Annotated in this window: 14 protein-coding genes and 1 tRNA gene; 6 read left to right on the plus strand and 9 right to left on the minus strand. The window is 32.3% G+C overall.

Going from position 1 to position 12,868, the window contains the following annotated elements; genetic code table 11:
* Positions 1-771, plus strand: a 771-nt coding sequence (locus RMO53_RS02980; protein WP_310377911.1) for a glutamate--tRNA ligase family protein, incomplete at its 5' end; no start/stop codon positions are given.
* A gap of 53 nt (positions 772-824) precedes the next feature.
* On the opposite strand, the gene RMO53_RS02985 is transcribed toward RMO53_RS02980, so the two are convergent.
* Positions 825-1,448 carry an outer membrane beta-barrel protein gene (locus tag RMO53_RS02985; RefSeq protein ID WP_310377913.1) on the minus strand — a complete coding sequence of 208 codons (624 nt, stop codon included), beginning with the start codon at positions 1,446-1,448 and terminating at the stop codon, positions 825-827.
* 73 nt (positions 1,449-1,521) lie between these two features.
* On the opposite strand from RMO53_RS02985, the gene RMO53_RS02990 reads away from it, so the two are divergent.
* A complete protein-coding gene (locus RMO53_RS02990) occupies positions 1,522-2,505 on the plus strand; it encodes an SPFH domain-containing protein (RefSeq protein ID WP_310377915.1) in 984 nt (327 codons plus the stop codon).
* Positions 2,506-2,533: 28 nt separating this feature from the next.
* On the opposite strand, the gene RMO53_RS02995 is transcribed toward RMO53_RS02990, so the two are convergent.
* From RMO53_RS02995 to RMO53_RS03010, 4 genes are all read right to left on the minus strand, one after another.
* Positions 2,534-2,788, minus strand: coding sequence for a DUF6327 family protein (locus RMO53_RS02995; protein ID WP_310377917.1), 255 nt, complete (start codon positions 2,786-2,788; stop codon positions 2,534-2,536).
* 3 nt (positions 2,789-2,791) lie between these two features.
* Positions 2,792-3,142 (minus strand): phage holin family protein, encoded by a 351-nt coding sequence (locus RMO53_RS03000; RefSeq protein ID WP_310377919.1) that lies wholly within the window; start codon positions 3,140-3,142, stop codon positions 2,792-2,794.
* Positions 3,143-3,152: 10 nt separating this feature from the next.
* On the minus strand, positions 3,153-3,482 hold the full coding sequence (locus RMO53_RS03005) for a YtxH domain-containing protein (protein WP_310377920.1): 330 nt from the start codon (positions 3,480-3,482) through the stop codon (positions 3,153-3,155).
* A 248-nt stretch (positions 3,483-3,730) separates the two neighbouring features.
* Positions 3,731-5,854 (minus strand): glutamine--tRNA ligase/YqeY domain fusion protein, encoded by a 2,124-nt coding sequence (locus tag RMO53_RS03010; protein ID WP_310377921.1) that lies wholly within the window; start codon positions 5,852-5,854, stop codon positions 3,731-3,733.
* Positions 5,855-6,001: 147 nt separating this feature from the next.
* Here RMO53_RS03010 and folB point away from each other — a divergent pair, with 147 nt between their 5' ends.
* Positions 6,002-6,361, plus strand: a complete 360-nt coding sequence (gene folB, locus RMO53_RS03015; RefSeq protein ID WP_310377922.1) for a dihydroneopterin aldolase — start codon at positions 6,002-6,004, stop codon at positions 6,359-6,361.
* A gap of 102 nt (positions 6,362-6,463) precedes the next feature.
* A tRNA-Cys gene (locus RMO53_RS03020) sits at positions 6,464-6,534 on the plus strand.
* A gap of 118 nt (positions 6,535-6,652) precedes the next feature.
* Here RMO53_RS03020 and RMO53_RS03025 read toward each other — a convergent pair.
* From RMO53_RS03025 to rnr, 4 genes are all read right to left on the minus strand, one after another.
* Positions 6,653-7,069, minus strand: coding sequence for a hypothetical protein (locus RMO53_RS03025; protein ID WP_310377924.1), 417 nt, complete (start codon positions 7,067-7,069; stop codon positions 6,653-6,655).
* A gap of 107 nt (positions 7,070-7,176) precedes the next feature.
* Positions 7,177-7,857, minus strand: a complete 681-nt coding sequence (locus RMO53_RS03030; RefSeq protein ID WP_310377926.1) for a LysE family transporter — start codon at positions 7,855-7,857, stop codon at positions 7,177-7,179.
* Between the two features lie 24 nt (positions 7,858-7,881).
* Entirely contained in the window at positions 7,882-8,547 is a 666-nt protein-coding gene (locus RMO53_RS03035) for a head GIN domain-containing protein (protein WP_310377927.1), read from the minus strand.
* A gap of 17 nt (positions 8,548-8,564) precedes the next feature.
* Positions 8,565-10,745 carry a ribonuclease R gene (gene rnr / locus RMO53_RS03040; protein ID WP_310377929.1) on the minus strand — a complete coding sequence of 727 codons (2,181 nt, stop codon included), beginning with the start codon at positions 10,743-10,745 and terminating at the stop codon, positions 8,565-8,567.
* Positions 10,746-11,477: 732 nt separating this feature from the next.
* On the opposite strand from rnr, the gene rpiB reads away from it, so the two are divergent.
* Both rpiB and RMO53_RS03050 read left to right on the plus strand, forming a co-directional pair.
* On the plus strand, positions 11,478-11,909 hold the full coding sequence (gene rpiB, locus RMO53_RS03045) for a ribose 5-phosphate isomerase B (protein ID WP_310377931.1): 432 nt from the start codon (positions 11,478-11,480) through the stop codon (positions 11,907-11,909).
* A 59-nt stretch (positions 11,910-11,968) separates the two neighbouring features.
* Positions 11,969-12,868 (plus strand): cation diffusion facilitator family transporter (locus RMO53_RS03050; protein ID WP_310377934.1); only part of this gene is annotated, 900 nt, incomplete at its 3' end.

Genomic DNA, 12,868 nt, shown 5'->3' on the forward strand with positions numbered 1-12,868 from the left:
CCTTTGATTTTGAAACCTATTGGAAACGGAAAATTATCCAAACGTGATGGCGATAAAATGGGTTTTCCTGTGTTTCCTTTAGAATGGAAAACTGACGAAGGAATATCATCAGGTTACAGAGAAAAAGGATTTTTTCCAGAAACAGTTATAAATTTTCTAGCGCTTTTGGGTTGGAATGACGGAACCGAAAAAGAATTATTCACATTAGAGGAATTAACCAAAGCTTTTGATTTGACAAGAGTTCACAAATCTGGAGCTAAATTTGATCCCGAAAAAAACAAATGGTTCAACCATCAATATTTAGTGAAACAAAGCGATGCTGATTTAGCGAAATTATTTGAAAGAGATTCCTCCTTCGTCGGAATGACAAATAAACGAGATTTCTCCTTCGTCGAATTGACAAAGATTGTGAGTTTAATAAAAGAACGAGCGCATTTTGTTTCGGAATTTTGGGAATTGAGTGATTATTTCTTTGAAGCTCCAACGAGTTATGATGAGAAAGCTGCGAAAAATTGGAAACCAGAAACGCCGGCTTTGATGCAAGAATTGATTTCGGTTCTTGGAGAAATAACGGATTTTACTGCCGCAAATATTGAAACCATCGTAAAAGACTGGATGACAAAAAATGAAATTGGAATGGGCAAAGTAATGCAGCCGTTTCGTTTTAGTTTAGTTGGCGCTCTCAAAGGTGTACATTTATTTGATATTGTGGAACTCATTGGAAAAGAAGAAACGATAAGACGGATTGACAAAGCGATAACGACTTTGTAAAATAGTTTGTAAAATTTTAAAGCTTCCAGCCTTCAAAAGACTGGAAGCTTTTTTTATAAATACAATATCAAACTCCCGTTAATTATAGAGGCGTTTCCTTTAAAATTTCCATCTATATTTCCAAGCAAATTAGTAATTCCGTATTGGTAAGAAACATTCACGCGAATGTGTTTTCCACCAGCGGTGATGCCCACTGCAGGATAAAAATTAAATTTAGAAACATTAGTAATGTCTTTTACTAATAAATCGGTTCCCGTAATTTCGTTGTTTTCTGTTCCTTTTTCTGGCGACAGTTTTCCGCCAAATTGAACTACTGGTCCAAACTCAATGCTCAAATGATTTTCGATGAATTTATAACTTAGCATCAACGAAATTTGTGCCGAAGGAAGTTTTAGATTAACTTCTTTATTGGTTATAAATCCGCTATTTGTACCAACCTCAAAATTATTTTCACTAAACTGAATGGCATACACCATGTCCCAATTGTTGTAGAAATTTCCTCGCATAGAAAGTCCACCGTTCCAGCCTTGACCTGGCTTTGTCTGAAAATCATTGGTATTTAACGTAAACTGATTGATTCCAAAAGAGATTCCTATTCTATTAGAATCCCGATATTCATACTGTGCAAATGCAGTCGCAGAGACCAATAATGCGAGTAATAAAAATTTTCTAGTCATTTCATTTTTTATTTGTAACAAACATACATTTTTATCGTATAACTAACGTATTAACAATTTAAATATTTGAATAATGGATGTTTTTTTAATTGGTTTTTTAGTCGTTGGACTATTTATTTTATTTTCTTCTTTTTTTACTGTGAAGCAACAAACCGCAATTATTGTGGAGCGTTTTGGGAAATTTTTGAGTATCAGACAATCTGGGCTTCAGTTAAAAATTCCTTTAATTGACAGAATTGCCGGTCGTGTGAATCTTAAAATTCAACAATTGGATGTTATTATTGAAACAAAAACTAAGGATAACGTTTTTGTGAAACTAAAAGTTTCTGTTCAGTTTATGGTAGTAAAAGAAACCGTTTACGACGCTTTTTACAAACTAGAATATCCGCACGATCAAATTACTTCTTATGTTTTTGATGTGGTTCGTGCCGAAGTTCCAAAACTGATTCTTGATGATGTTTTTGAACGAAAAGACGATATTGCAATTGCTGTAAAAAGAGAATTAAACGAAGCCATGACCACTTATGGTTACACGATTATCAATACATTGGTAACTGATATTGATCCAGATATTCAAGTAAAAAACGCGATGAATAGAATCAATGCTGCCGATAGAGAAAAAACCGTAGCCGAATTTGAAGCTGAAGCGTCTAGAATTAGAATTGTGGCAAAGGCAAAAGCCGAAGCCGAAAGTAAACGTCTCCAAGGTCAAGGTATCGCTGACCAAAGAAGAGAAATTGCAAAAGGATTGGTAGAAAGTGTAGATGTCTTGAATAAAGTGGGGATAAACTCTCAAGAAGCTTCGGCTTTGATTGTCGTTACGCAACATTATGACACGTTGCAAGCCATTGGCGCTGACGCCAATTCTAATTTAATTTTATTGCCAAATTCCCCGCAAGCAGGAAGTGATATGTTGAATAATATGGTGGCAAGTTTCACCGCAAGTAACCTTGTAGGCGAATCGATGCGAAAAGGCGTGAAAAAAGTAAAACCAAAAGCAAATGAAATTCACGCAAAGGAAAATAATCCAGAAGAAACCCCTGAAGAGGAAGTATAATCCAATGTTATTCTAATAAAAAAGAGGCTTATTTGCCTCTTTTTTTGTTTATTATCCAACTTATAATATAAGGAAGTACGGTTTTTAGAATTGTAACATAAGAGTTAGACAAAACAGATTTATACGAACCTAGAAAACCACCAACCATGTTTTGAAGCGTCAAACTGTCTTTGGTTTTCTGAACGCTCGAAACCAGTTTTTGATAATTGAGTTCCTTTTCTAGTTTCAGGATTTCTAGTTCGGTTTCGATTTGAGCATAAGAGGAATATTTTTTAATTTCCATGATTTAGTCGTTAAAAAAGATTTCGGAGAATTTCTCTAAAATTGGTCCTTCAACAAATTTGTCTTTAATCAAAAACAAAAGTCCTGTTGCCAGAAGATAAAATCCGCCCACAATGAGAAATCCAAAAGCGTAATTATCAAAATAGTTACCCAATGCAAATGCCGCTGCAACAGAGCAAAACAATAAAACCATACTGAAACACAACAGAATTAAGGTAAACTTAAAAATCATGGTGGTCGATTTCATCGCTACTTTAAAACCCCATAATTTGTAATACGCAGCATTGCTTTCAAAATAAGCTTTTGCTTGATCTTGAATGTTTTCAGTGTTTTCTTTTAGTTCTTCGAAAGCCATCTCTTTAAGTTTATTTCTGAAGTTTCGCGTTTTGTTTTTTTAATTCTGCTAATTTTTCTTCCAAAAAAGAAATCACATCTTCGGTTTTGTGGCTTAAATTAGCAACTAAATCTTCGAAGGTTTGTTCTAAATCTACTTTGGAATCCGAGAACTTATCCAGAAATTCTTCCGAAACAATTTCTAATTTATCTTGCAAATCGTTTTTTGTTTGGTCAAAACCTTCTCTTAATTTTTCTCTGGTTCTTGCTCCTTTTTCTGGCGCAAACAAAATTCCGATTGTTGCTCCAATTCCTGCTGCTATCAAAAGAGCGACTAAAGTGTTGTCTGTGTTCTTGGACATGATTTTGTGTTTTGTTATATAAAGATACCAATTTCTCAACACTTAAGCGAAATTCAAGGGGAAAATCGAAATAAAGGGGTTTGGAAAACGCTTTTGTCCCAAGTTATAATAAGTGTTGTTTATTTAATAAAATCGCCTTAAAAGTAATTTATGAAGACGGTTTTTGATTGCTAAAATTGATGTGGTTTTAAAAAACAATCACAAAAACGAATGATAAAAAAAAGCGCTTATAAAAGCGCTTTCGATAGCTATTGTTTATTTAAAACTTGATCTATAAATTCTAATTCTCTTTCGGTTGTACTTTTCGTTGGAGTCGTTTTCAATTTCAAAATTTCATTTTTAAAAGAATTTACAAAATCAGAATCGTATTCTAAATTCAATAAATTTAAAAGCGCTCTTGATCGAACAAATGTTGATTCACTTCTAAGAGACATTAAATACAATTTAGAAAGCTCTTCTTTATCAAAATCAGATGATTTCAAGTTCGAATATTTTAAAATAAAATGGGCAAACAACAATGATGTTTTATTATTATTGATATTCTTTTTAAAAGAATTTTGCAATAAACTATAATTAGCAATTCCAGATAAAGTCTCTCCAATAGCTTTTCTAATAGCGATGCGTTCATCTCTAGTGGCAACTTTAAAATATTTGTTGATTTCTTTCAATGCATTATTAATGCTATTCTCTTCTTTTTTGCCTTTTTCTTCCCAAGCATCTTTGAGTCCAACAGTTTTATTAAAAACCAATTTTGAGAGAGTTGAATCCTTGTCCACATTGAAATACCCCAATCGTTGAAACTGAAATTTATCATTTGGTTTTACATCCGCAAGACTTGGTTCTACAAATCCTTTCACGATTTCAAGCGAAGATTTATTCATAAACTCCAAGAAGTTTTTCTCTTTATGACTGTCTGGCTCTTCATCTATAAAAAGTCTATCATACAATCGAACTTCGGCTTTAATAGCCTGTTTTATAGAAACCCAATGCAAGGTTCCGGCAACTTTTCGTTGGCTGGCTTCGCTTCCGCTTCCGGAACGAGAATCAGCGTCATAAGTTACTTGAATTTCGGTAATATTACTGTTGAAATCTTTTGTAACACTTTCTCCTTTAATTATATAACCGTTTTTTAAACGTACTTCGTTACCTATACTCAATCGGAAAAATTTTGCCGGAGCAATTTCTAAAAAATCTTCTCTTTCAATATATAATTCACGAGAAAATGGTACTTTTCTGAAACCTGCGCTTTCATCTTCTTGGTTATTTTCGGCATCAAGCCATTCTATTTTATCCGATGGATAATTAGTAATAACGAGTTTTACTGGATCTAAAACCGCCATAACTCGTGGAGCTGTTTTGTTTAAATCTTCGCGCAAACAAAAATCCAAAAGTGATACATCAATGATATTCTCCCGTTTGGCAACGCCAATAGTTTCACAGAAATTACGAATAGATTTTGCCGTATAACCACGACGACGCAACCCAGAAATAGTTGGCATTCTAGGATCATCCCAACCGTTTACCACTTTGTCTTGAACTAATTGCAAGAGTTTTCGTTTGCTCATTACGGTATAATTCAAGTTCAAACGAGCAAATTCGTATTGGTTTGGGCGCACTTTATTGGCATCGTAAATTTGGTCTAAAAACCAGTTGTATAATTCGCGGTGCATTACAAATTCTAAGGTACAAATAGAATGTGAAATTTGTTCAATGTAATCGCTTTCGCCGTGGGCATAATCATACATGGGATAAATGTTCCAATCGTTTCCTGTTCTATGGTGATGACGGTGCAAAACTCGATACATCAAAGGATCACGCATTAACATATTAGTCGAAGCCATATCGATTTTGGCTCTCAAAACATGACTTCCTTCAGGGAAATCTCCGTTTTTCATCCCTTCAAATAAAGTTAAATTTTCTTCAACGGTACGATTCCGGAATGGTCCATCAACTCCAGATTGTGTTGGTGTTCCTTTTTGAGTTGCCATATCTTCAGAAGATTGACTGTCTATATACGCTTTTCCGTTTTTAATCATGGCAATTGCCCAATCGTAAAGTTGCTGAAAATAATCAGATGAATACCGTTCTTCGGTCCAATTGAAACCCAACCATTGTATATCTTCCTTAATGGAGTCAACGTATTCTTGCTCTTCTTTTGCGGGATTTGTATCGTCGAAACGAAGGTTTACTGGCGCATTATACTTTAGACCCAAACCAAAATTCAAACAAATAGATTTGGCATGACCAATGTGTAAATACCCATTAGGTTCTGGCGGGAAACGGAAACGTAATTTATCTTGAGGAAAACCGCTTGCTAAACTGTCTTCTATGATTTGTTCTATAAAATGAAGTGATTTCTCTTCGGTTGACATAATTTTGTTTAATTTTAGCAAAGATAAATAAATGTTGGGTATTTGGTTAGTCGTTAATTTGGTAATTTGATAATTGGTAGCTAAAAATCTAATGTTTAAGTGATATTATCGAATAAACAAATAACCAAATCCACAAATAAACTCAAAATGGGCATTATAAAACTAAAAAATATCCGAACTTTTTCTTATCACGGGTGTCTTGTTGAGGAAAGTAAGATTGGTTCTGATTATTCCGTTGATTTAGAAGTTAAAACCGATTTGCGAAAATCTTGTGTGTCAGATAATCTGGCAGATACGGTTGATTATGTACTCTTAAATGCAATAGTTGTCGAAGAAATGGCGGTTCGAGCTCAATTATTAGAACATGTTGCCCATAGAATTATTACGCGGATTTTTGCAATGATACCATCAATTTCTAGAATTACGTTGGCGGTTTCTAAATTAAATCCTCCTATTGGTGGTGATGTCGAAGCGGTTACGATTGAACTCGAAGAATACAGGAATTAAAATAATTACGAACTTGAAATTACGAATTACGATTTTTAAAAATTGTTAATTATCAATTGTTAATTATCAATTGTTTGCTATATTTGCCAACCGTTCAACTACGGCGTCGTGGCCGAGCGGCTAGGCTGGGCTCTGCAAAAGCTCCTACTCCGGTTCGAATCCGGACGATGCCTCAAGAAGAGATACAGAAATGTGTCTCTTTTTTTGTGGAAAATTTTTAGTAAAAATTAGGTAAAGTCAGAATATTATCTTGTTATGAAGCGTTCATTTTTTTAGGTTAATTTGCGCTTTCTAAAATAACCATTTAAATATCACTACAAGTCCTACTAAAACAGAAATTACAAGAATTATTGATAATAGTCCAAAACCGAATGACATTAATTTGTTTGAAATTGTCGTTATATAATTATTATTTTGTTTGTAGGCAATTAGTTCAATATACTCTATAAATGTGTCGCTATTTTCATCTATCCAGTCTTCGTTATATTCAAGAGGTATAATTGTTTTTTCAGTATTATTAAGTTTTGCTTCTGTATGTTTTGCTGATTTTAAGAGTTCTAGAGCAAATAATTCAAGTCCTTCTTTGTTAGCCCTGACAAAACTTTCATCTGAACCACCACCATACTGAAAGACTCCAAAAATGGCTTTTTGTTTCAATTCATTTTCGTCAAATTTTTCAATTATTTTTTGTAATTCTTCTTTTTTCAAAATTGTAAATTATAATTCTGTTCTCTAATTTATATCTTGTCGTCTGTCACTATATTAAAACGACGTACAACGCATAATTCTACACAAATTTATATATTTTTAAAAACTTACTTTCTCTCAATCCTTTCCAAAACATCCTTCAACTTCTCTTTTTCTTCTGGAAACCAACCTTGGGTGATTAAAACAATTCCAAAAATCATTAAAACAACACTTATTCCTTTTTTGATTTTGAGGATGTTTGTGGGTGTCATTTTGTTTTTTAATTGCTTGGCTAATACTATTTTGATGCAATCAATACCTAAATACGTTAGAATGACTGTGATAAAAAAAGTAAGCATTCTTGAGGTTTGCATTTCGAGTTTTGGTCCAACCGAAATAAGGATTGCCAACCAAAAGCCCAACACGCCAATATTGATTATATTTAAGAAAAAACCTTTTATGAAAAGACTGCCGTAGTTTTTTTCGATGATTTCTTTGTCAATTATTTTATATTTTATTTTTTCTTCTTTCTTTAATTTTATAAAAGAAATTATTCCGTAAACCAACATTAATATTCCACCAAAAATAAAAAGCGCTGGTTTGTCTTTCAAGCTTTGAATGAGTCTGTAACTTCCCAAATAAGCAATTGCAATAAAAACAATATCTCCCAGAACAACGCCTAAATCAAACGCTAATGCTGCCCGAAACCCTTTGGTAATACTGGTTTCAAGTAGTATAAAAAAAACTGGACCTATCATAAAACTTAAGAAAATTCCCCATGGAATTCCTGATAAAATATCATTGAGCATGTAGTTTTTTTATTTAAAAAGTTTTTATTTTTCGACTATTGTTCCGCCGAAAATTGTTTCTTGGTTGATTTGTTTTGGTTTTCCAAAAATGTAAATAGAACCTCCGGCTTTTACTTTTGCGTCGACTAAGGTTGTAGCATAAATTTCGGCTTTTCCTCCTGCAGCAACACTTATCGTTGTTTGGTCTGTGTGCAATTCACTCGCAATTAAAGTTCCTCCTGATGTAATAGTACAACTTTGATTTGTTGCTTTACCATCAAGATTGATTATTCCGCCTGAATTTGCTTTGCTAGTAACTTTTTCGACAGCTAAACTTATGTTTATTTCTGAGCCTTCTTTAGCATTTAATTCTAATGATGTTTGCTTAAAAATAAAGTCGCAAGAAACATAACTTCCTTCGCTAGCTTCAATACTTTCTAGTGTTTTGAAATATAACTTTATAGCGATTTCATCTCCAGAAAGTAGTTTCGGAAAAGGCATTCGTATTTTTAATTCGCCATTTTTATTCAAAATTTCGACTTCATTTTCTCTTTTTCCGGTGATTACTATTTTATTTTCATTGGCTGGAATTAGTTTTACGTTAAGCATATCGAATACTTTTACCGTATCAAAATCGCCTAAATTTGTAGTGATTTGTGCAAAATTTATTTGTGCAATTAGAACAAAAACTACTATAATACTCTTTTTCATTTTTACTTTTTTTAGGGTTACTCTTTTTTTCTTAAAAAATGAAAATCCAATTGTTTCTTAACTAAATCGGCATTTTTTACTTTAACGTAAATTTCGTCGCCTAATTGTAATAAACTTTTGGTTGTAGCTCCAACAAGTGCATATTGTTTTTCATCGAAAGTGTAATAATCGTCTTTTATATCACGAATACGTACCATTCCTTCGCATTTGTTTTCTATAATTTCTACATAAATTCCCCATTCGGTCACACCAGATATTACTCCTAAAAATTCCTGATCTTGATGGTTTTGCATGTATTTTACTTGCATGTATTTGATTGAATCACGCTCTGCATTTGTAGCTAAACCTTCCATGGTGGATGAATGCAAACATTTAGCTTCATAAACATCTTCATCTACAGATTTTCCTCCATCGAGATAAAATTGCAGCAAACGATGCACCATTACATCCGGATAACGACGAATTGGCGAGGTAAAATGACTGTAATAATCAAATGCTAATCCGTAATGTCCAATATTATCGGTCGAATATTTGGCTTTACTCATGGTTCTTATTGCAAGAGTATCAATTAGATTTTGCTCTTTTTTACCGTTAACTTCTTCCATTAAAGCGTTTAAAGATTTCGATATATCTCCTTTATTACGGAAATCTATTTTGTAACCAAATTTTGCAATTACGGTTTGCATCGCAATTAATTTATCTTCGTTTGGTTCATCGTGGATACGATAAATAAAGGTTTTCTTTTGTTTACCAATATATTCAGCTACTTTTTTATTGGCTAAAAGCATGAATTCTTCAATAAGATGATTGGCATCTTTTGAAACTTTAAAATAAACTCCTTCTGGTTCGCCTTCTTGATTTAAATTAAATTTTACTTCTACTTTATCAAAAGAAATCGCTCCATCATTCATTCTTCGCTTTCTAAAAATCTTTGCTAATTCATCCATTTTTAAAGTTGCAGCAACAATTTCATCCGAAACAACATAGGAATTTCCGGTAATAGACGTATCGGCTGGAATCGTATTATCCTTTGTTTCTATAATGTATTGAGCTTCTTCATAAGCAAATCTTTGGTCGGAATAAATCACGGTTCTTCCAAACCATTGATTCACAACTTGTGTTTGTTCTGTGATTTCGAATATAGCAGAAAAAGTATATTTTTCTTCATTTGGACGCAAAGAACACGCAAAATTTGATAATACTTCGGGTAACATTGGCACTACTCTATCTACTAAATAAACCGAAGTTGCTCTTTGATACGCTTCATCATCCAGAATGGTTCCTTCTTCGAGATAGTAAGAAACATCAGCAATATGAATCCCTATTTCGTAATTTCCGTTTTCTAATTTTTTGAAAGATAAAGCATCATCAAAATCTTTTGCATCTTTTGGGTCAATTGTAAAAGTCAAAGTATCGCGCATATCACGACGTTTTGCAATCTCTTTTTCTTGAATTGAAGTATCAATTTGTTGTGCATAAACCTCTACTTCTATCGGAAATTCTGCAGGTAAACCATATTCTGCAAGAATGGCGTGAATTTCGGTGTTGTGTTCACCTGGTTTTCCTAAAACTTTAATTACTGAACCAAAAGGACTATCAGCTCTTTTTGGCCAATCTTCGATGTGAACTAAAACTACATCTCCGTTTTCGGCTTCGCCTATTTTATCTTTTGGAATAAAAATATCGGTGTACATTTTTGGATTTGCTGTCGATACAAAAGCAAAATTGGCTTGAATTGCAATAACTCCAACAAAATCTGTTTTGGCTCTTTCTACCACTTCAATAACTTCACCTTCGGGTCTTTTGCCTTTTCTACGGTTGTAAACATAGACTTTTACAATGTCTTTATCCAGCGCACGATTCAAATTATTGGTAGGAATAAAAACATCTTCTCCAAATTCTGGACAAACAAAATAAGCTGTCTTACGAGAAGTCATGTCTATTTTTCCTTCGTAATAATCTTGGCTAATTGCTTTTACAAGGTATTTTCCGGGTTCTGATTCTTGAATTTTTTTTTGTGCAGCGAGTAATTTTAAATCTCTTATAATTTCGTTTCTACTCTTTGTATCGTCTAAATCTAAAATAGCAGCTATTTGTTTGTAATTATAGGCTTTGTTGGAATTTTGTGATAGTATTTTAACGATTTTTGTAGTGAAATCTTTTTCGTTATTTACAGGTTTTCTTAATTTCTTACTCATAATATTTTCTAATAAAGTTGAAAATTACGAAGAAGTATTAAGATAACAGAATTAAGAAGTGATATTTAAATAAAATATAACTTTAAAAAACAGTGAAAGTTGTCAACAGCTATTAAAAACATAAAAAAGAAAATTAAAATTAAATTATTTTTTAATGGTTATTATAGTGTGTTAGTAGGTATGATAAATATTTTTAAAATTTATTTATTTTCTAATTATAGTTTTTTATAACGACTTATCAACACACTTATTTACCTATAAAAACCTTATTTCAAACCATTTTGATTTAATAATTAACAACTGTTAATAATATAAAACCACCTTTTTTTGTAAATAACTTTCAATGCAAAATTTGTTAATAAAAGTGTTTTTAATAGGGATAACTTTTCTAAAAATTATGCTATTAAAATTAGTTTTATTAAAGTCTGTTTTGGATTACGATTTAATTCAATACGAGCAAAAAAAACTTTTTATTTTCTATCCAAAGTTGTTAACAGTTCATGTTAATTTAAAGTTAACTGATTATCAACGAATTGTAATTCACTATTAACAATGCTAAATTTTAACATTTTTAATATCAAATAAACACTGATTTTAAGTGAGTTGTGAAAAATTATTATTTTTTGTTTATGTTAGGTAATTTAAAATCAGAGACTTAAAATAATAGTAAAATCAAACCATTACTCGTCATTATATTATTAAATTTGTACCAATAATCACAAAACAAAAACCATGAAAATCGCCATTGGAAATGACCACGCTGGACCAGAATATAAAAAAGCTATAGTTGAATTTTTAATCTCAAAAGGACATGAAATAATCAATCACGGAACCGATTCTATAGACAGTGTAGATTATCCAGATTTTGGTCATCCTGTTGCCATAGATGTTGAAAAAAAATATGCAACTTTTGGAATTGTAATTTGTGGTTCAGGAAACGGAATTGCTATGACGGTAAACAAACATCAGGGAATTCGTGCAGCATTGTGTTGGACCAAAGAAATTGCTGCACTAGCCAGACAACATAACGATGCAAATATTATTAGTATTCCTGCTCGTTACACTTCGATTCCGCAAGCTGTAGAGATGGTGGCTATTTTTATTTCTACGGATTTTGAAGGAGGAAGACATCAAAATAGAGTGGATAAAATAATGTGCCAATGAGATATTTTGAAAATTAGATAATTATCTAATTGACATATTATACAATTATCCAATTAATTATGAGCCACAATCACGTCCACATCCAGAAGCACGAAGTAAAAGGAAAAAACCTTTTGTTTTCGATTATTTTAAATATTATAATCACGGTTGCACAAGTCGTTGGCGGAATTGTATCTGGAAGTTTGGCTTTAATTTCGGATGCATTGCATAATTTTAGTGATGTACTTTCTTTAGTGTTTAGTTATGTTGCGAATAAATTATCAAAGAAAAAAGCCTCTTTAAACCAAACCTTCGGATACAAAAGAGCAGAACTAATAGCGGCTTTTGTAAACGCAATGACTTTAATAATTGTAGCGTTGTATTTAATTTTTGAAGCCATTCATCGGTTTTCAAATCCAGAACCTATAAAATCGAATCTGGTTATCTGGTTGTCCCTTTTAGGAATTGTTGTCAATGGTTTATCCGCTTTGTTGTTAAAAAAAGATGCCAATCACAACTTGAATATAAAATCTGCTTATGTTCATTTATTTACTGATATGATGGCATCGGTTGCGGTTTTAGTAGGTGGAATTTTAATGAAATATTTCCAATGGTTTTGGGTTGATAGTTTGATGACTTTGCTAATTGCGTTGTATTTGATTTATGTTGGTTTTGATTTATTAAAATCATCAACACAAATGCTGATGCTTTTCACACCCGAAAATATTAATATTAAAGCAATTGTTCACGAAGTACATCAAATACCAGGCGTGAATAAATTACACCACATTCATGTTTGGCATTTAAACGATGACGAACTGCATCTCGAAGCGCATCTTGATTGCTCCGAAGATATAAAAATGTCTGAATTTAATGTGCTGCTTCAAAAAGTGGAAGCGGTTTTATTTGATCAATTTCAGATTAATCACATCAACATTCAACCCGAGTATAAAAAAGAAGATCCAAAAGATTTTATTGTT

Source organism: Flavobacterium sp. (assembly GCF_031409475.1).
Classification (GTDB): domain Bacteria; phylum Bacteroidota; class Bacteroidia; order Flavobacteriales; family Flavobacteriaceae; genus Flavobacterium.